Source organism: Amycolatopsis sp. NPDC045836 (assembly GCF_056431745.1).
The window spans coordinates 44,097-61,675 of the sequence record NZ_JBWKKF010000034.1; the positions used below are offsets into that span (position 1 = coordinate 44,097).

The 17,579-nt window shown below is 71.4% G+C and carries 18 protein-coding genes; 10 read left to right on the plus strand and 8 right to left on the minus strand.

The genetic code is table 11. The features are described 5' to 3' along the window. The first annotated feature begins 8 nt into the window (after positions 1-8). Positions 9-641: a phosphoribosyltransferase gene (locus AC07EG_RS37770; RefSeq protein WP_478258077.1), complete on the plus strand. Its 633-nt coding sequence runs from the start codon at positions 9-11 to the stop codon at positions 639-641. Here AC07EG_RS37770 and AC07EG_RS37775 read toward each other — a convergent pair. From AC07EG_RS37775 to AC07EG_RS37795, 5 genes are read right to left on the minus strand one after another with little or no spacing between them, the layout of a single operon-like run. Then, complete coding sequence (locus tag AC07EG_RS37775) at positions 634-1,113, minus strand: TspO/MBR family protein (protein WP_478258078.1); 480 nt, start codon at positions 1,111-1,113, stop codon at positions 634-636. The genes AC07EG_RS37770 and AC07EG_RS37775 overlap by 8 nt on opposite strands. Then, positions 1,110-3,155 (minus strand): xanthine dehydrogenase family protein molybdopterin-binding subunit, encoded by a 2,046-nt coding sequence (locus AC07EG_RS37780; RefSeq protein WP_478258079.1) that lies wholly within the window; start codon positions 3,153-3,155, stop codon positions 1,110-1,112. The genes AC07EG_RS37775 and AC07EG_RS37780 overlap by 4 nt, the downstream gene beginning before the upstream one ends. Next, on the minus strand, positions 3,152-4,150 hold the full coding sequence (locus AC07EG_RS37785; RefSeq protein ID WP_478258080.1) for an FAD binding domain-containing protein: 999 nt from the start codon (positions 4,148-4,150) through the stop codon (positions 3,152-3,154). Before AC07EG_RS37785 ends, AC07EG_RS37780 begins: the two co-directional genes overlap by 4 nt. Beyond that, positions 4,147-4,662 (minus strand): 2Fe-2S iron-sulfur cluster-binding protein, encoded by a 516-nt coding sequence (locus tag AC07EG_RS37790; RefSeq protein ID WP_478258081.1) that lies wholly within the window; start codon positions 4,660-4,662, stop codon positions 4,147-4,149. Before AC07EG_RS37790 ends, AC07EG_RS37785 begins: the two co-directional genes overlap by 4 nt. Then, positions 4,662-5,240 carry a type 1 glutamine amidotransferase domain-containing protein gene (locus tag AC07EG_RS37795; RefSeq protein WP_478258082.1) on the minus strand — a complete coding sequence of 193 codons (579 nt, stop codon included), beginning with the start codon at positions 5,238-5,240 and terminating at the stop codon, positions 4,662-4,664. Before AC07EG_RS37795 ends, AC07EG_RS37790 begins: the two co-directional genes overlap by 1 nt. A gap of 150 nt (positions 5,241-5,390) precedes the next feature. On the opposite strand from AC07EG_RS37795, the gene AC07EG_RS37800 reads away from it, so the two are divergent. Further along, on the plus strand, positions 5,391-5,792 hold the full coding sequence (locus AC07EG_RS37800; RefSeq protein ID WP_478258083.1) for a hypothetical protein: 402 nt from the start codon (positions 5,391-5,393) through the stop codon (positions 5,790-5,792). A gap of 155 nt (positions 5,793-5,947) precedes the next feature. Here the strand turns inward: AC07EG_RS37800 and AC07EG_RS37805 are convergent, their stop codons facing one another. Continuing rightward, a complete protein-coding gene (locus AC07EG_RS37805) occupies positions 5,948-6,403 on the minus strand; it encodes a DUF6098 family protein (RefSeq protein WP_478258095.1) in 456 nt (151 codons plus the stop codon). 127 nt (positions 6,404-6,530) lie between these two features. Between AC07EG_RS37805 and AC07EG_RS37810 the strand changes: the two genes are divergently transcribed. Further along, positions 6,531-7,286: a DsbA family protein gene (locus AC07EG_RS37810; protein WP_478258084.1), complete on the plus strand. Its 756-nt coding sequence runs from the start codon at positions 6,531-6,533 to the stop codon at positions 7,284-7,286. Next, positions 7,286-7,828 (plus strand): vitamin K epoxide reductase family protein, encoded by a 543-nt coding sequence (locus AC07EG_RS37815; RefSeq protein WP_478258085.1) that lies wholly within the window; start codon positions 7,286-7,288, stop codon positions 7,826-7,828. The genes AC07EG_RS37810 and AC07EG_RS37815 overlap by 1 nt, the downstream gene beginning before the upstream one ends. Here the strand turns inward: AC07EG_RS37815 and AC07EG_RS37820 are convergent. Next, a complete protein-coding gene (locus AC07EG_RS37820) occupies positions 7,813-8,280 on the minus strand; it encodes a MarR family winged helix-turn-helix transcriptional regulator (RefSeq protein WP_478258086.1) in 468 nt (155 codons plus the stop codon). The two genes, AC07EG_RS37815 and AC07EG_RS37820, sit on opposite strands and share 16 nt — an antisense overlap. A gap of 58 nt (positions 8,281-8,338) precedes the next feature. On the opposite strand from AC07EG_RS37820, the gene AC07EG_RS37825 reads away from it, so the two are divergent. The 6 genes from AC07EG_RS37825 (at position 8,339) to AC07EG_RS37850 (ending at position 14,972) form a co-directional block, all read left to right on the plus strand. After that, positions 8,339-9,370 carry an LLM class flavin-dependent oxidoreductase gene (locus AC07EG_RS37825; RefSeq protein WP_478258087.1) on the plus strand — a complete coding sequence of 344 codons (1,032 nt, stop codon included), beginning with the start codon at positions 8,339-8,341 and terminating at the stop codon, positions 9,368-9,370. A 167-nt stretch (positions 9,371-9,537) separates the two neighbouring features. Next, a complete protein-coding gene (locus AC07EG_RS37830; RefSeq protein ID WP_478258088.1) occupies positions 9,538-10,107 on the plus strand; it encodes a DUF742 domain-containing protein in 570 nt (189 codons plus the stop codon). 25 nt (positions 10,108-10,132) lie between these two features. Further along, positions 10,133-11,215, plus strand: a complete 1,083-nt coding sequence (locus AC07EG_RS37835; protein WP_478258089.1) for a threonine aldolase family protein — start codon at positions 10,133-10,135, stop codon at positions 11,213-11,215. A gap of 306 nt (positions 11,216-11,521) precedes the next feature. Next, positions 11,522-12,448 (plus strand): ABC transporter permease, encoded by a 927-nt coding sequence (locus tag AC07EG_RS37840; RefSeq protein WP_478258090.1) that lies wholly within the window; start codon positions 11,522-11,524, stop codon positions 12,446-12,448. Further along, positions 12,445-13,320: a carbohydrate ABC transporter permease gene (locus tag AC07EG_RS37845; RefSeq protein WP_478258091.1), complete on the plus strand. Its 876-nt coding sequence runs from the start codon at positions 12,445-12,447 to the stop codon at positions 13,318-13,320. The genes AC07EG_RS37840 and AC07EG_RS37845 overlap by 4 nt, the downstream gene beginning before the upstream one ends. A 20-nt stretch (positions 13,321-13,340) precedes the next feature. Further along, a complete protein-coding gene (locus AC07EG_RS37850; RefSeq protein WP_478258092.1) occupies positions 13,341-14,972 on the plus strand; it encodes a type 2 periplasmic-binding domain-containing protein in 1,632 nt (543 codons plus the stop codon). A 44-nt stretch (positions 14,973-15,016) separates the two neighbouring features. Here AC07EG_RS37850 and helR read toward each other — a convergent pair whose 3' ends face one another. Beyond that, the gene (gene helR, locus AC07EG_RS37855; protein ID WP_478258093.1) at positions 15,017-17,209 is read right to left on the minus strand and encodes an RNA polymerase recycling motor ATPase HelR; all 2,193 of its coding nucleotides are present in this window, start codon (positions 17,207-17,209) and stop codon (positions 15,017-15,019) included. Between the last annotated feature and the right edge of the window lie 370 nt (positions 17,210-17,579).

Sequence of the window (17,579 nt, forward strand, 5' to 3'; positions counted from 1 at the left end):
GGGTGACCGTGTTCACCGATCGCCGGGACGCGGGGCGGCACCTGGCGGAGCGGCTGACCGGGCCGTGGCGGGCGCCGCTGGTCCTGGGCCTGGCGCGTGGCGGGGTGCCGGTGGCGGCGGTGGTCGCCGCCGGGCTGGGTGCCCCGCTGGACGTGGCCGTGGCACGCAAGATCGGTGCGCCGGGACAGCCCGAATGGGGGATCGGGGCGGTCACCGATTCGGGTCCGCCGATCTACGACGGCGAGAGCGTGGCCCGGCTGGGGTTGTCCGAGCGGCAGCTCGCGCGGATGTGCGCCGAGGAGCGTGCCGAGGCGGCCCGGCGCGTCGAGGTCTACGAAGACGGGCGGGAACCGGAGCCGCGGGCGGGCCGCGACGTCATCGTGGTGGACGACGGGCTGGCGACCGGGCTGACCGCGGTCGCCGCTCTGCGGGCCGTGCGTGCCGGGTCCCCGCGCTCGCTGACCTTCGCGGCGCCGGTGGGGGCGCACGAAGCCGTCGAACGCGTGCGCCGGGAGGTCGACCGGGTGGTCTGCGTCGCCGAGCCACCCCGGTTCACCGCCGTCGGCCGCTGGTACGGCGATTTCGGGCAGACCAGCGACACGGAGGTCGTCGGCCTGCTCCGCCGGTGCGGGATCAGTTGAGGATGACGATCGCGGTGTTGAGGGCGGTGGCGTACAGGATCCAGACCAGGTACGGCACCTGAAGCCGCGCGGCGATCGGGGAGCGGCGGCGGAACAACGCGATGGTGGCGACCACGGCCACGTCCAGCAGCACGATGTCGGCCAGGGCGGCGGCGTGGGCTCCGGCGCCGAAGAACAGGGGCGTCCACGCCAGGTTCAGGGCCAGCCCGGCGCCGTAGGCGGTGAACCCCCGGCGGTCGCCGCCGGCGCGCCAGTACTGCCAGCCCGACACCGCGAGCATCAGGTACAGCACCGTCCACACCGGACCGAACAACCACGGGGGCGGCGCCCACGGCGGCCGGACCAGCGAACCGTAGACCGCCGGGGCATCGGCCGAAGCCAGTCCGCCGACGACGGCGACCGCGGCCACCACCACCAGGAAACCGCCCAGCACCAGCGGGGCGGGCACGGGCTTGCCGGAGGCCGTGGTCATCGGAGCTGCCCTTCGCCGAGGCACCCGAGCAGCTTGTCCACGGTGACCGGCAGCTCCCGCACGCGCACCCCGGTCGCCCGGTGCACCGCGTTGACCACCGCCGCCGCGGTGCCGACGATGCCGATTTCACCGATCCCCTTGGCCCCCATGGCGTTGACGTGCGGATCGTGCTCATCGAGCCATTCGGCGGTGATCTCGCCGATGTCGGCGTTGGCGGTGATGTGGTACTCGGCGAGGTCGTGGTTGACCACGTGCCCGAAGCGCGGGTCGAGCACGCTCTGCTCGTGCAACGCCATCGACAGGCCCATGGTCATGCCGCCGACCAGCTGCGACCGCGCGGTCCGCGGGTTGATCACCCGGCCCACCGCGAACACCCCGTGCAGGCGCGGCACGCGCACCTCACCGGTGTCGGCGTGCACGCGGGTTTCGGCGAACTGCGCGCCGAACGCGGACATGGCGAACCGCTCCTCGTCGGGGTTCTCGCTCACCGACCCCTCGGCCTCGTCCCCGTCGGCGGGGTCGGTGCCGAACTTCTCGCGGAACGCCAGCGCGGCGTCGACCACCGCGGAACCCCAGGTGATCACGCCCCCGGAGCCGCCCGCCACCGACGCGGTGGGGTAGTCGGTGTCCCCGATGCGCACCTCGACGTCGTCCACCGGCACACCGAGCGCGTCGGCGGCGATCTGCGGCAGCGTGGTCCAGGTGCCGGTGCCCAGGTCCGCCGCCCCGATGTCGACGGTGTAGCGGCCGCCGCCGAACCGGATCACCGCGGTCGAGTACGGGTGCCGGTTCACCGGGTACACCGAGGCCGCCACCCCGCAGCCGACCAGCCAGTCGCCCTCGCGCCGGGGCCCGCGATCGGCCCAGCCGAACCGCTCCGCCCCGGTGCGCAGGCACTCGGCCAGGCCGCGGCTGGAGAACGGCTTGCCGGACCGCGGGTCGAGCCGGGCGTCGTTGCGGATGCGCAGCTCGATGGGGTCCACCCCGAGCGCCTCGGCCAGCTCGTCCATCGCCACCTCGGGCCCGAACATGCCGGGGCACTCGCCGGGGGCACGCATCCACGAGTTCACCGGGACGTCCAAGGCGGACAGCCGGTGCGCCACGCGCCGGTTCGGCGCCGCGTACATCGTCCTCGACGGTTTCCCGCTCTGTTCCGCGTATTCCTTCACCTTGGAGGTCTGCTCGGCCGCGTCGTAGCCGATGGCCGAGAGCCGCCCTTCGCGGTCGGCCGCCAGCCGCACCCGCTGGATGGTCGGCGTGCGGTACCCGGTCAGCGAGAACATCTGCTGCCGCGTGAGCGCGAGCTTGACCGGGCGGCCGGGGAGCGCCCTGGCGGCCATCGCGGCCAGCACCACGTTGGCGTGCGGCATGCCCTTCGAGCCGAAGCCGCCGCCGACGAACGGGCACACCACCCGGATCCGGCCGGTGTCCAGCCCGAACACCTCGGCCACCTGGTCGCGCGTCGGGTGCACGCCCTGCGTGGACTCCCACAGCGTCAGCGTGCCGTCCTGCCAGAGCGCGGTCGTGGCGTGCGGTTCCAGCGGGTTGTTGTGGTACATCGCGGTCCGGTAGGTCCGGTCGACCACGACTTCGGCCTCGGCGAACGCCTTCTCGAAGTCCCCGTCGGTTTCGGCGTCGTACTCGCCCTCGGCCGTCAGTTCGGTCTCGTGCGCCTCTTCGGCATAGGTGACTTCGACCAGATCCGCCCCGTGGCGGGCGATCTCCGAGGTCTCGGCGATCACCGCGCCGATCAGCTGACCCCGGAAGCCGACTTCGGCCGACTGCAGCACCGCCAGTTCGGCGTCCTCGGTGGACGCCAGTCGCTCGGCGTTCGCTTCGGTGAGCACGGCGAGCACCCCGGGCAGCGCTTCGGCGGCGGCGGTGTCCAGCCGCACCACGCGTCCCCTGGCGATGTCGGCCTGGACCGGGTGGCAGTGGGCCGGGCGCTCGACCGGGGTTTCGTGGGCGTAGGTCGCGGTGCCGGTGACCTTGGCCGGGCCGTCGCGGCGGGTCAGGTCCAGGCCGATGGCGCGGGGGGTCACGGGGTCTCCTCGGCCAGGCCGCGCAGGGTGGCGGCCAGGGTTCGGGTGAGCAGCGGGAGCTTGAACCCGTTCCCGCCGTCGATCCCGTCGACCGCGACGGCGTCGGCGAGTTCGGCCTCGGCTGCTTCTCGGTAGGTGTCCTCGTTCGCGGGCGCGTCACGCAGCACCGCTTCGGCCTTGTGCGCACGCCACGGTTTGTGCGCCACCCCGCCGAACGCGATCCGCGCCTCCCGCACGGTGCCCTGCTCGACCCGCAGCGCGGCGGCCACCGAAACCAGGGCGAAGGCGTAGGAAGCGCGATCACGGACCTTGCGGTAGGCGGACTTCGCCGCGATCGGTGCCCCGGGCAGGTCGATCGCGGTGATCAGCTCGCCGTGTTCGAGCACGGTGTCGAGCTCGGGCCGGTCACCCGGCAGCCGGTGCAGTTCACCGAACGGGATGACCCGTTCCCCGGCCGGGCCGAGCACCCGCACCTCGGCGTCCAGCGCGGTCAGCGCGACCGCGAGATCGGACGGGTGGGTGGCGATGCAGTGCTCCGAAGCCCCCAGCACGGCGTGGTGCCGCGTGTAACCGCCGAAGGCCGAGCAGCCGGTGCCCGGCTCGCGCTTGTTGCACGGCGTGGTGAGGTCCTGGAAGTACACGCACCTGGTGCGCTGCAAGGGGTTCCCGCCGGTGGTGGCCATGTTGCGCAGCTGCCCGGACGCCCCGGCGAGCACCGCTTCGGCGAGCACCGGGTACCGCTCGCGGACGCGGCGGTCGGCGGCCAGGTCGCTGTTGCGCACGGCCGCGCCGATCCGCAGGCCACCGTCCAGCGGGGTGATCTCCGCCGACGTCAGCGCCGTCACGTCGACCACGAGCCCGGGTGCGGTGATGCCCAGCTTCAGGTGGTCGACCAGGTTCGTGCCGCCACCCAGGAACACCGCCGACGGGTCGTCGGCGACGGTCCGCACGGCGGTGGCGGCGTCGCCGGGGGCGCGGTAGTCGAACGGTTTCATCGCTGCCCGGCTTCTTCGATCGCGGCGACGATGCCGGGATAGGCACCGCACCGGCACAGGTTCCCGCTCATCCGCTCGGCGATCTCGTCGCGGTCCAGTCCGGGCGCGGCGGTGAGGTCGGCGGTGACGTGGCTCGGCCAGCCGCGGGCCACCTCGTCGAGCACGCCGACGGCCGAGCAGATCTGGCCGGGCGTGCAGTACCCGCACTGGAACGCGTCGTGCTCGATGAACGCCCGCTGCACCGGGTGCAGCTCCCCGTCCTCGGCGAGCCCGGCCGCGGTGGTGATCTCGGCCTCGTCCGCGGCGACGGCCAGGGTCAGGCAGCTCAGCACCCGCCGCCCACCGGAGAGCACCGTGCAGGCGCCGCACTGGCCGTGGTCGCAGCCCTTCTTGGGGCTCGGGTTGCCGAGGCGCTCGCGCAGCGCGTCCAGCAGGGTGGTGCGGGTGTCGACGGACAGGCGGTGCGCCTGCCCGTCGACCCGCAGCGTGATCTCGGCCTCCCTGGCCTCCATCAGGCCGTGGCGCCTTCGTCGTGCACCTCGTGCTTGCCCTCGGCGAACTCCTCGACGATCTTGGCGCAGAAGGCCGGGAGGTCGTCGGGGTTGCGGCTGGAGACCAGGCCGTTGTCGGTGACCACCTCCTGGTCGACCACCGTCGCCCCGGCGTTGCGCAGGTCGGTGCGGATGCTCGGGTACGAGGTGAGCGTGCGGCCCTTGGCGACGCCCGCCTCGATCAGCGTGATCGGCCCGTGGCAGATGACGCCCACCGGCTTGCCGGCGGCGAAGATGTCGCGCACGAACGACACCGCCGACTCGTCCAGTCGCAGCTTGTCCGGGTTGATCGTGCCGCCGGGCAGGATGAGCGCGTCGAACTCGCCCGCCGAAGCCTCGGAGACCAGCCGGTCCACCGGGAACTTGTCGGCCGGGTTGAGGTCCGAGTTCATCGCCTGGATCTCCCCGGACTTGATGGACAGCAGGGTGACCGTGGCGCCCTCGGCCTCCACGGCCTTGCGCGGTTCGACCAGTTCGACCTGTTCGACCCCGTCCGCGGCGAGCATGGCGACGGCGCGCCCGGTCAGTTTGGAGCCCATTTCGGCAATCCTTTCGCGTCGTGATCTCCCGGCGGATTACCACCGCGTCACGGTGGCAAACGTGCAGGCGGAACTGCGCGTGAGGCGGTTTCGGCCGCCTGCGGAACGGGTACCTACCGGCAACTCTCCGGCGACTGAGGGATCGGGACCATGGACACGACGCGCGGCGACAACCTGGGTGGCGGACTGGTGTCCCTGGCCGCCAGGGCCGAAGAACTCACCCGCTGCCTGTACTACCGGACCGTGGACCCGCACGGCGGCGCCGTGGTCGGGGACCCCGGTGAGCTGGGCGTGCTGCTCGGCCACCTCCGGTCCCTCACCGACAACGTCGCCCGCACCCTGCCCGGCCTCGGCGGCTGGCTGGAGGACCGGCTGCTGACCGGGGACCTGGGCACCGGCGTGCCGCAGGAGTTCGAAGCGCTGACCCAGGCGCTGGTCGAGGTCACCTCGGCGCTGTCCTGCGCCAGGGAGTCGGCCGCCCGGCTCGGCCGCCAGCTCGACATCGCCGAGAACGTCAGCCGCTCCCTGGACACCGCTCAGGGCGGACGCTGACCGGCTGCACACCGCGGTTGCCCCGGTGGAGATGCGGTGCCGTTCGCCACGGCCGGCCTGGAGATCGCAGCAGCTCACCGCCCGGGTGATCGGCAGGGCGATCACCCGGGGGGCCGACACCGGGGCCCGGACAGCGCACCGTCCGGGCCCGGCTCCTAGGACGGTGGTGGCCGGTGCCGGGCCAGCGGTCCCCATTCGGTCGAGCCCTGGGCGCTGACCAGCTCGTCGGCCTCGTGCAGCACCTCTTCGGCGATCCAGGCCACCGGCCGGTCGCAGACCACCAGCGGCTCGTTGTCCGGGCCGCGGGCCTGCTCGCTGCCGCGCAGCACCCACGGCACCACCCCGGGCCCGCGCAGCTCACGCAGGTGTTCGTAGTCGTGCAGGCGGCGGGCCAGCCACAGCCGCAGCGGGCGGTCCTCCCACCACGGCTCCACCCGCAGCGGATTGGCCGAAAGGCCGGGCAGGCGCACCCCGGTCAGGCCGTCCCGGCTGGACTGCGTGGCGCGGTCGCTGAGATCGACGTCGGGGCCGAGTGACCACCGGACGTACAACTCGCCGTCCTCGGCCTCGACCACCCGTGCCAGTTCGTCCAGGGTCGAAAGCGTCGGCATGTCGTTCACGGCCTGCGGGTTACCCGGGCAGCATGGTCCCAACCACGTTTTCCGGGGTCCGGGAACCAGCCACGACCGGATGACGACCAGAATGGCGGAACACATCGTCTCGGAAGGTGCCAGCTTGATGTCGCGCAGTAACCGCTCCAGCAACCCCGTCACGGCCGAACGCGGCCTCTCGCCGAACCTCGTGGTCACCCTGGTGATCGTGGTGGTCGCGGTACTCGTGCTCGGCGGGGTGCTGCTGTTCAGCGGCGGGGACGAGGGCGGCGGGGACACCGGCGGGGACCAGCCGCGGGTGGCCGCCGAACTGCTGCGCAAACCGGACAGCCACACGCTGGTCGACGCGCCGGACGGCAAGGTGACCCTGGTCGAGTTCCTCGACTACCAGTGCCCGGCGTGCGCGGGGTACTACAACAACATCACCAGCAAGCTCGAGCAGGACTACGCGGGCCGGATCACCTTCGTCACCCGGAACTTCCCGCTGGGCATGCACCCGCTGGCGGTGCCCGCCGCCCAGGCCGCCGAAGCCGCCGCGCTGCAGGGCAAGTACCGCGAGATGTACCACGCGCTCTACGACAACTTCCAGCAGTGGGCGATCAGCGCCGACGGCAAGAACGTCAACAGCGACGAGGTCGTCGCGAAGACCGCCTTCGAGGGTTACGCCACCCAGCTCGGCCTGGACCTGGCGAAGTACCGGGCCGACCTGGCCTCGCCCGCGGTGCAGGCGCGCATCGACCAGGACCGGGCCGACGGCGGGCAGGCGGGGGTCAGCAGCACGCCGACGCTGTTCGTCAACGGCCTCAAGTTCTCGCCGGCCGGGCAGACCTTCGCCGAGGTCGACAAGGAACTGCGTGAGCTGATCGACAAGGAACTCGGCTGATGGAGAACCGTCGGGGCCTGGCCTGGCTCTACACCGTCGGCGGCGCGATCGGCCTGCTCGCCGCCGCGGCGCTGATGCTGGAGAAGCTGGCCAAGCTGAAGAACCCGGACTACGTGCCGACCTGCTCGCTCAACCCGGTGGTCTCCTGCGGTTCGGTGATGGACAGCAGCCAGGCCGCCGCGTTCGGCTTCCCCAACCCGCTGCTGGGCATCGCCGCCTTCGCCGTGGTCACCACCGCCGGGGTGGTGATGCTGGCCGGGTTCGCCCCGCCGCGCTGGTTCCGCATCGGCATGCAGGCCGGGGCCACCTTCGGCGTGTTGTTCGTGCACTGGCTGGTCTTCGCCAGCCTGTACCAGATCCACGCGCTGTGCCCGTACTGCATGGTGGTGTGGGCGGTGACCATCCCGATCTTCTGGTACACCACGCTGGACAACCTGCGCCGCCCGAAGCTGTCGCGGTGGCACTCCGCGGTGCTCGCCGCCTGGTACGCGCTGATCGCCGCGTTGATCCTCCAGGCGTTCTGGGACTACTGGACCTCCTGACCGGCGAGCCCGGCGAGCATCCGGTCGAACAGGCCGCCGAGCAGGGCGACCTCCTCGGCGGACAGCGGATCGAAGAAGTACCGCCGCACCGTGGCCACGTGCTCCGGGGCGGCGGCTTCGATCGCCTCGCGGCCGGTGGCGGTCAGCCGGACCATGGAGCCGCGGGCGTCGTCGGGGCAGTCCTCCCGAAGCACCAGCCCGCGCTTTTCCATCCGGCTCACCTGGTGGGACAGGCGGCTGCGCTCCCAGCCGGTCAGCCGGGTCAGTTCGCGGGCGCGCAGCAGCCCCTCCGGGGCTTCGGACAGCGGCACCAGCAGGGTGTAGTCCGCTGTGGACAGTCCGGAGTGCTGCACCAGCCGGCGTTCCTGGGCCGCCTGCAGCTCCCGCTGCAGAGCCAGGTAGGCCCGCCAGACGTCCTGCTCGCGCTCGCTCAGCCACCGCGGTTCGGTCATCCGCCCACGCTAGCACGGGTTTGTTGACGCATCATCATCTTCGGCGTAGCTTGGCCGCATGGAATTGGGGATCTACAGCTTCGCCGACCGCCACCCGGACCCGCGCACCGGCGAGCAGGTATCGGTCTCCCGTGCGCTGAAGCAGACCCTCGAGCGCATCCGGCTGGCCGACGAACTCGGCCTCGGCTTCTACGGGGTGGGGGAGCACCACCTGGCGGACTACGCCAGTTCCAATCCCGCCACCGTGCTCGCCGCCGCGGCGAGCGTCACCCGGCAGATCACCCTCAGCAGCGCGGTCACCGTGCTCAGCACCGAGGACCCGGTACGGGTCTACCAGCAGTTCACCACGCTCGACCAGCTGAGCGAGGGGCGCGCGGAACTGCTCGCCGGCCGCGGTTCGTTCACCGAGTCCTTCCCGCTCTTCGGCGCCGACCTGGCCGACTACAACGACCTGTTCGAAGAGAAGCTGGCGCTGCTGCTGCGGATCGACCGCGAGGACCCGATCACCTGGTCGGGGCGGTTCCGCCCGCCGCTGACGGAAGCCAGGGTGCTGCCGCGGCCGTACCGGCGGCGGTTGCGGATCAGCGTGGGCACCGGCGGCAACCCCGAGTCCTCGATCCGGGCGGGCCTGCTCGGGCTGCCGGTGGTCTACGCGGTCATCGGCGGCCGTCCCGAGCGGTTCGCCCCGCTGGTCGAGCTGTACCGGCAGGCGGGGGAGTCCGGCGGGCACGGCCGCGACGAGCTGAACGTCACGATGAGCGCGATCGGGCTGATCGCCCGTGATTCCCAGGACGCCAAGGAGGCGTTCTACCCGTACTGGCTGGAGACGATGAAGTACGGCGCGCGGGCCCGCGGCTGGCAGGTGCCCACCCGGGGTGAGTACGACGAGTTCGCCCGCGGGGCGCGGTCGATCTTCGCGGGCAGCCCGGACGAGGTGGCCGAGCGGCTGATCTCGGTGGGCAGGCTGGTCGGCGCCAAGCGGTACGCGCTGCAGATGGACTGGGCCGGGGTGCCGCACGACCGGGTGATGACGGCGATCGAGTTGCTCGGTACCGAGGTGCTGCCGCAGGTGCGAAAAGAACTCGGCTGAGCGGCTCCGTGCCACTGCGTGACCGTCCTCTGCGGACGGGTGGCGGCGCTGCGTCCCCGGTTGCGCACAACCGGTGATCCACGCGGGTGGTCCGCCGCCGATCTCTGGCGTTTCCGGCTCCGGCGTGGTTTGGTCGAATGCCTACCTGGCCGGACCTCGGAGTTGTGATGGGTGCGCACAAAAAATCGTCGTTGTGGTCCGGCATGTCGCAGCTCTCGTTCGGGGGCTGGGGCGACTACCAGACGTGGGCGGACCACGACTTCCAGCCGAAGCCGGTGGACGAGCCGGAGCCGGAACCGATCGCGCAGTCGTCACAGCCGGTGACCGAGCCGCCCGCACCCGAACCAGAGCCCGCGCCCGAGCCGGTCGAGGTGTTCGAGGAGGGGGAGGAGGACTTCATCCGGGCGCGGCCGTACGTGCGCACCGGTGGCCGCACCGGCACGAGCCACGACCTGCGGGTCGAGGTGATGGTCTCGACCCGGCGCGGGGTCCGGCTGGACCGGACCCGGTTGTCGCGGGACCACCAGCTGATCTGCGAGCTGTGCCGCCACCCGCTCTCGGTCGCCGAACTGGCCACCCACCTGCGCAGCCCGCTCGGCGCTGCCCGGGTGCTCATCGGCGACGCACTCGACCTCGGCCTGCTGGAGCTGCGTGCCGCCCCGGCGCTGAGCGCCGATGGCCGCCCGCCGGTCGACCTGATGTACCGCGTCCTCGAAGGACTGCACCGGCTCACCTGAAGGCGCCGCGTGCGATCTTGGGGACATGCACCTGCGTGACGACCCGGCCTGGCGCCCGGACACCCGGTTCCTGTCCCACCACGAACGGCTCTCGGCCGCCGAATGGCTCGACCGGCTGCGCTCGGCGCCCGGCGTGGACGCGCTGCCCGACATCTACAACAACGGTCCCGGCCTGCGTGAGCTGGAGACCGAAGTGACCGGCCTGCTCGGCAAGCCCGCCGGCCGGTTCGTGCTCAAGGGGGTGATGGCGCAGCAGGCCGTGCTGCGGGTGTGGACCGAGCACAGCGGCAGCCCGGTCGTCGCGCTGCACAGCCGCAGCCACGTCGAGCTGGACGAGGACGGCGGGTACCAGCGGCTGCACGGCCTGGTGCCGGTGCGGCTGGGCACCTGGGACCCGTTCACCGCGGCCGAACTGGACGCGGTGGCCGAGCGGATCGGCGTGGTCGTGGTGGAGCTGCCGATCCGGCGGGCCGGGCACAAGCTGCCGTCGTGGGCCGAGCTGACCGCGATCTCGGCGTGGTGCCGCGAACGCGGGGTGCCGCTGCACTTCGACGGTGCCCGGCTGTGGGAGTGCACGCCGTACTACGGCCGGTCACTGGCCGAGATCGCGGCGCTGGCGGATTCGGTCTACGTGTCGCTGTACAAGACGATGGGTGGTCTCGGCGGCTGCGTGCTCGCCGGTGAGGCCGAGACGATCGCGCGCACCCGGCCGTGGACCACCCGGCACGGCGGCAACCTCTACACGGTGTTCCCGTACGTGCTGGCGGCCCGTGCCGGGCTGCGCACGCACCTGCCGCGCGTGGCCGGGTACCACGAGCGCGCGGTCGGGCTCGCGGCACGGCTGGCGCGGGTGCCCGGGGTGCGCGTGGCGCCGGAACCACCGCACACCAACGCTTTCCAGGTGTACCTGCCGGGCACCCCGGAGCGGCTCACCGCCGCGAACCGGGTGCTGCTGGAGCGGGAGAACGTGTGGTTGTTCGCGAACTTCACGGAGACCCCGGTACCGGGCCTGTCGGTGGCGGAGGTCGGCGCGGGCAGCGCGACCGCCGCGTTCACCGACGACGAGGCCGCCGACCTGGTCGCCCGGCTGATCGAGGAAGCGCGGTGAACCGAGGCGGAAGGCGGCGGACTGGTGCGGTTCGAGCGTGGCCGTGGTGCACCGGGATCGCGTTGAGCGCCGAGGAGGGGTGAGCCGTTCCCCGAATCGCTTGTTCAGCTACGTGAACGCACCTCGGCGCGGTCGCTGAAAGCGCTTCCTCTATTTGGACTATTCGAAAGTTTCGAATAGGGCTTGGGTGGAATCCGCCGGTTAAATAGCAGGTTGTCCGACTCCTTGACGTCGTCCGGCGCGGCGGTTAACTTTTGATCGCGATAGTTTCCGATAGTTTCCGGAAACAGCGTCAGGGAGGACGGCGTGACCGCACGAACCGGACCGAGCCGCCGCCAGCGGTTCGCGCGGGACCGGTTCCTGGTGCTGGCCGCGCTGCCCGGCATCGCGCTGTTGGTGCTGTTCCACTACGTGCCGCTGCTCGGCAACGTGATCGCGTTCAAGGACTACCAGCCCTACCTCGGCATCCTGGAGAGCCAGTGGGTCGGGCTGGCCAACTTCGACGTGGTCTTCGGCGGCGACCCGGCCTTCCTCAACGCGCTGACCAACACCCTGGTGATCACGCTGCTCCAGGTGGTCGTGGTGTTCCCGGTGCCGATCGCGCTGGCGCTGCTGCTGGACAGCCTGGTCTCCGAACGGCTCAAGCGCGTGGTGCAGAGCGTGCTCTACCTGCCGCACTTCCTGTCCTGGGTGATCGTGGTGGCGATCTTCCAGCAGATGCTCGGCGATTCCGGGCTGCTCAACGGTTTCCTGCGGGAACACGACCTCGGCTCGGTCAGCGTGATCGGCTCGCCGGAACTGTTCAAGGCGCTGATCACCAGCCAGGTGCTGTGGAAGGACGCCGGCTGGGCGACCATCCTGTTCCTCGCCGCGCTGTCGCGAATAGACACCACGCTGTACGAGGCGTCGGCGATGGACGGCGCCGGTCGCCGGCGCCAGCTCTGGCACGTCACCCTGCCCGGCCTGCGCGGCATCATCGTGCTGCTGCTCATCCTGCGCCTCGGTGACGCGCTGACCGTCGGCTTCGAGCAGATCATCCTGCAGCAGGCGGCGGTCGGCGCCGACGCCAGCGAAGTGCTCGACACCTACGTCTACAACAACGGGATCCTGGCGGGCAGCTGGGGTGTCAGCGCGGCGGTCGGGCTGGTCAAGGGACTGGTCGGGGTGGCGCTGGTGCTGGGCGCGAACAAGCTGGCGCACCGGTTCGGCGAGCAGGGGGTCTACCAGCGATGAGCGCGCTCGAGCAGCCGTCGGCCCTGGCCAAGGCGGTCAAGGCGGTGGTGCTCACGCTGTGCTGCGCGGTGGTGGTCGTGCCGTTCGCCGGCATCGTGGCGACCAGCCTGGCCAGCCGCGAGGACGTGACCGACGCCGGTGGCTTCGTGCTGGTCCCGCGCTCGATCAGCTTCGACGCCTACGCGGCCATCCTGTCCGGGGGCGTGGTCACCAGGGCCACCCTGGTCAGCCTGTTCGTCACCGCGGTCGGCACGCTGCTGAGCCTGACCGCGACCACCCTGCTCGCCTACGGCCTCAGCCGCCGCGGCACCGTGCTGCACCGGCCGTTCCTGCTGCTGGTGCTGATGCCGCTGCTGTTCACCCCCGGCATCATCCCGAGCTACCTGATGGTGAAGGGCCTCGGCCTGCTCGACAGCTACTGGTCGCTGATCCTGCCGGTGCTGGTCAACGTGTTCAACGTGATCGTGCTGCGGGCCTTCTTCATGGAACTGCCCGGCGAGATCATCGACAGCGCCAGGGTGGACGGTGCCGGGGACGGGCTCATCCTGTGGCGGATCGTGCTGCCGATGAGCAAGGCGGTGCTCGCGGTGATCGCCCTGTTCTACGCGGTGGCCTACTGGAACTCGTTCTTCAGCGCCCTGCTCTACCTCAACGACACCGCGAAGTGGCCGCTGCAGCTGGTGCTGCGGACCTACGTGGTCAACCAGTCGCAGCTCGGGGTGGACCAGCTCGGCTCCGGTGCCGACCTGCCACCGGCCGAAGCCGTGCAGATGGCCATCCTGGTGCTTTCGATCGTGCCCGTGCTGCTGGTCTATCCGTTCGTGCAGCGCCACTTCACCAAGGGGGTGCTGATCGGCGCGGTGAAGGGCTGAACCCACCGAAGGAGAATCCGATGAACGCGATGAACCGCCGCCGGTTCCTCACCGGCACCCTCGCCACCGTGGCCGTGCCCGGCGTGCTGAGCGCCTGCAGCGGCGGGGGTGGGAGCAGCACCGCGCAGCAGGCCGTCGCCGACACGCAGCTACCGGCGCACGTGCCCTACACCGGGGTAGAACCGGACCTGCCGGGCAACGAACAGGGGCTGCTGAACGGTTTCCTGAGCTACCCCGATCCGCCGGTGCGGGCGTTCACCGAACCCCCCGGCGACGGCTCGCCGGTCTCGGCGTTCGTGCTGACCAGTTCGCCGGTGCCGCCGACGGTGGACCAGAACCCGTACTGGCAGGAGCTCAACAAGCGGCTGAACACCGACCTGCGGCTGACCATCGTGCCGAACTCGGACATGGCCACCAAGTTCGCCACCCTGGTCGCCGGGGACGACCTGCCCGACTTCATCGTGCCCGCGCTGTACACGCCGAACGGGCTGCCCGCCGGGGTGGCGAACCTGCCTGCCTGGCTGGCGAGCAAGTGCCAGGACCTGACCCCGTTCCTCGGCGGGGACGCGGTCGAGCAGTACCCGTTCCTGGCCAACCTGCCCACCGCGGCGTGGAAGGACTGCCGGTACAACGGCGGCATCTACGGCCTGCCGGTGGCCAGGGGCGTGGCAGGCAGCCTGATGTTCCGCCGGGACGACCTGTTCGCCCAGTTCGGCGCCGATCCGGACCCGGCGGACTTCGCCGAGTTCCGGGCCACCTGCCGTCAGGTCACCGACGAGCGGGCGGGCCGGTGGGCGCTCGCCGGGGCACCGCTGGACTTCATCTCGCAGATGCTCGGCCTGCCGTTCCGGTGGCGCGACGAAGGCGGGAAGCTGAAGAGCAAGTTCGAGTACGAGGAGTTCAAGCAGGCGCTCGCCGACGCGGCGCAGATGATGGCCGACGGCGTGGTCCACCCCGACAGCACCACCAACAACGCACCGGTGAAGAAGTGGTTCAACGCGGGCAGCGCGCTGCTGCACACCGACCGGTACACGGCCTGGCCGCAGTACTACGCGGAGAACGTGGCGGGGCCGGGGTTCAAGATCTCCGGCATGCGCCCGCCGCGGTACCACGGCGGCGGGTTCGCCGGGACCTGGCAGGCGCAGGCGACGAACAACTTCACCGTGCTGAAGAAGGCCGACGAAGGGCGCATCCGGCAGCTGCTGAAGATCGCCGACTGGCTGGCCGCGCCGTTCGGCACCGAGGAGTACCTGTTCCGCAAGTACGGGGTGGCAGGCACGCACTACACCATGCAGAACGGCGGGCCGCAGCCGAACCAGGCCGGGGTGACGCAGACCGTGCTCGGCATCCGGTACATAGTGGACTCACCGGACGTGCTGTTCGTCCCCGGCAACCCCGAGGCGACGAAGGCCTGTTACGACTACCAGGCGTCGGTGGTGCCCGCCCTGGTGCCGGACCCGACGCTGAGCCTGTTCTCCGACACCTGGTCGCGCAAGCAGGGGCAGCTCGGCACCATGGTCAACGACGCGCAGAACGACATCCTCGCCGGGCGGAAGCCGGTGTCCGCCTGGGACGAAGTGCTCACGCAGTGGCGCAACACCGGCGGCGACAAGGTCCGCGCCGAGTTCGAGGAGGCGCTGGCCCAGCAGTAGGGAACCGGTGGGGTGGCCGCAGACGGCCACCCCACCGCGCTCCGCTACCGCCCGGCCGGGGTGAGTTCGGCCAGGCCGGTCAGCGCCCGCGGGAGCGGGTTCCGGTGCAGCACGCCGAGTCGCTGGGTGGCGCGGGTCAGGGCGACGTAGAGTTCGGCCGCCCCCCGCGGGCCGTCGGCCAGGATGCGGTCCGGGTCGACGACCAGCACGGCGTCGAACTCCAGCCCCTTGGTCTCCGACGCCGCCACCGCACCCGGCACGTCCGGCGGCCCGATCACCACGCTGGTGCCTTCGCGCCCGGCCTCCTCCCGGGCGAACTCCTCGATGGCCCCGGCCAGTTCGCCCGCGGTGACCCGCCGCGACCACGGCTGCACCCCGCACGCCCGCACCGACTCCGGCGGCTCGGCCTCGGGGGCGAACTCGGCGAGCAGGGCCCCCGCGACGGTCATGATCTCCGCCGGGGTGCGGTAGTTCACCGTCAGCGACCGGTACTGCCAGCGGCCGGGCACGTACCGCTCCAGCATCGCGCCCCACGACCGCGCCCCCGCCGCCGACCGGCGCTGGGCGAGGTCGCCGACCACGGTGAACGACCGGCCGGGGCAGTGCCGCATCAGCACCCGCCAGTCCATTTCGGACAGTTCCTGGGCCTCGTCGACCACGATGTGCCGGTAGGTCCAGTCCCGGTCCGCGGCCGCGCGCTCGACGAGGTCGCGGTGGTCGTGCTCGACGAACCGGTCGGCCAGTTCGTCGGCGTAGAGCAGGTCCTCGGCCGAGAGCATGATGTCCTCGTCCATCTCCTCCCGGTCCAGCTTCAGCACTTCCAGCGCACCCGCCGCGTACTCGGCTTCGGCCCGGCGTTCCCGCGCGGCGGCCCGCTCGGCCGCCTGGTCCGCGGCCTTGTCCCGGCCGAGCAGGTCGACCAGTTCGTCGAGCAGCGGCACGTCCGACACCGTCCACGCGGTACCGTCCGCCCGCAGCAGCGACGGGTCCGCGCCCGCCGCCCGCAACCGCTCCGGCGACTCGTAGAGCGGTCCCAGCAGCGTCTCCGGGGTGAGCACCGGCCAGAGCGCGTCCACCGCGGCGGTGAACGCCGCGTTCTCGGCGAGTTCGGTGAGCAGGTCCTGCCGCATCTCCTCCCAAGCCGCGCGGTCGTCCCGGCTCAGCCAGCCCCGGCCGATCCGGGCGATCGCCCGTTCGGTGAGCACGTAGGTGAGGATTTCCAGGAACACCGGCCGCGCCTCGTTGTGCGGGAGCCCGCTGTCCCGTGCCTCCTGCCTGGCCCACTCCGCGGTCGGGGCGTCGATCCGGACGGTGACGTCGGCCAGTTCGATCGGCAGCGGTTCCTCCGGCAGCCGCTGCCGATCGGCGATCGCCGCCGCGAGCACGTCGAGCACCTTCAGCGAGCCCTTGGCCGCCGCGGCCTCCGGCGGGTCCTCGGCGGTGGTGTGCAGGCCGGGCACCAGGTCGCCGGGCGTCATGAACACCACGTCGGACTCGCCGAGCGACGGCAGCACGCGGCCGATGTGGTGCAGGAAGGCCGGGTTCGGCCCGACCACCAGCACACCGTGGCGTTCCATCCGCTCCCGCTTGGTGTAGAGCAGGTACGCCACGCGGTGCAGCGCCACCACGGTCTTGCCGGTGCCGGGACCGCCCTCGATCACCAGCACCCCGTCGTGCTCGGACCGGATGATCTCGTCCTGCTCGGCCTGGATGGTGGCCACGATGTCGCGCATGCCCTCACCGCGCGGGGCGTTGACCGCCGCGAGCAGTGCCGCGTCCCCGCGTTCACCGGCGCCGGGGCGGCCGAACACCTCGTCGGTGAAGCCGGCCACCTCGCGGCCGCGGGTGTGGAACTGGCGGCGCCGGCGCATGTTCTCCGGGGCCGCCCCGGTGGCGACGTAGAACGCGCGGGCCGCCGGTGCCCGCCAGTCGAGCAGCACCGGTTCGTAACCGTTCTCCTCGTCGAAGAGCCCGATCCGGCCGATGTAGGAGTGCTCGCCCGACACGCTGTCCAACCGGCCGAAGCAGAGGCCGTTGTCCGCCACGTCCAGCCGTTTCACCTCCTTGGCCGTGGCGCGCACCGCGACGTCCCGTTCCATCGGCGTCCCGCCGGTCCCGCGCAGGGCGGCCCGGTGCGCTTCCCGTGCCCGCGCCCGCTCGGCGTCCAGTCTCGTGTAGAGCCCGGCGATGTGCTGCCGCTCGGACCGCAGTTCCTCTTCGTACCCCTGGCTTGACACATGCCCCTCGCAACGTTTAAACTGAAGTTACATTCGGCGGTCTGTCCATTGGCTTATGGAAGACACGCCGATTTTTTATTGTCCCCGCCGTGTCAAGCCCGGCCGTTTCGCGGCGATTTTCCTTCGGTTTCCGGCTGGTCACCGGTGCCCGGATCGAGGGGCTCACCCGGGGGTGGCGAAGCCGTGTCGTCCTTCGACGACGATCGGGTCGAGCGACTGCTGCACGTCCGGTTCCGCGTCCTGGCCGAACCCGGAGCCGGACATCGGCCAGCGCGGCTAGGCCGTGTTTCAAAGGTCCGGGCGTGGTGCTGGCGTGTCAGTGAACGAATAGACGAGGTCTCCGGTAGACGGGTTAACGACCAAGAAAACC

Coding starts and splice junctions, on each gene's coding strand:
- AC07EG_RS37810 (WP_478258084.1), top strand. CDS start 6,531: ATGTCGCGCAGTAACCGCTCCAGCAACCCCGTCACGGCCGAACGCGGC.
- AC07EG_RS37785 (WP_478258080.1), bottom strand. CDS start 4,150: ATGAAACCGTTCGACTACCGCGCCCCCGGCGACGCCGCCACCGCCGTG.
- AC07EG_RS37805 (WP_478258095.1), bottom strand. CDS start 6,403: ATGCCGACGCTTTCGACCCTGGACGAACTGGCACGGGTGGTCGAGGCC.
- AC07EG_RS37835 (WP_478258089.1), top strand. CDS start 10,133: ATGCACCTGCGTGACGACCCGGCCTGGCGCCCGGACACCCGGTTCCTG.
- AC07EG_RS37800 (WP_478258083.1), top strand. CDS start 5,391: ATGGACACGACGCGCGGCGACAACCTGGGTGGCGGACTGGTGTCCCTG.
- AC07EG_RS37830 (WP_478258088.1), top strand. CDS start 9,538: ATGGGTGCGCACAAAAAATCGTCGTTGTGGTCCGGCATGTCGCAGCTC.
- AC07EG_RS37845 (WP_478258091.1), top strand. CDS start 12,445: ATGAGCGCGCTCGAGCAGCCGTCGGCCCTGGCCAAGGCGGTCAAGGCG.
- AC07EG_RS37825 (WP_478258087.1), top strand. CDS start 8,339: ATGGAATTGGGGATCTACAGCTTCGCCGACCGCCACCCGGACCCGCGC.
- AC07EG_RS37820 (WP_478258086.1), bottom strand. CDS start 8,280: ATGACCGAACCGCGGTGGCTGAGCGAGCGCGAGCAGGACGTCTGGCGG.
- AC07EG_RS37775 (WP_478258078.1), bottom strand. CDS start 1,113: ATGACCACGGCCTCCGGCAAGCCCGTGCCCGCCCCGCTGGTGCTGGGC.
- AC07EG_RS37815 (WP_478258085.1), top strand. CDS start 7,286: ATGGAGAACCGTCGGGGCCTGGCCTGGCTCTACACCGTCGGCGGCGCG.
- AC07EG_RS37790 (WP_478258081.1), bottom strand. CDS start 4,662: ATGGAGGCCAGGGAGGCCGAGATCACGCTGCGGGTCGACGGGCAGGCG.
- AC07EG_RS37850 (WP_478258092.1), top strand. CDS start 13,341: ATGAACGCGATGAACCGCCGCCGGTTCCTCACCGGCACCCTCGCCACC.
- AC07EG_RS37795 (WP_478258082.1), bottom strand. CDS start 5,240: ATGGGCTCCAAACTGACCGGGCGCGCCGTCGCCATGCTCGCCGCGGAC.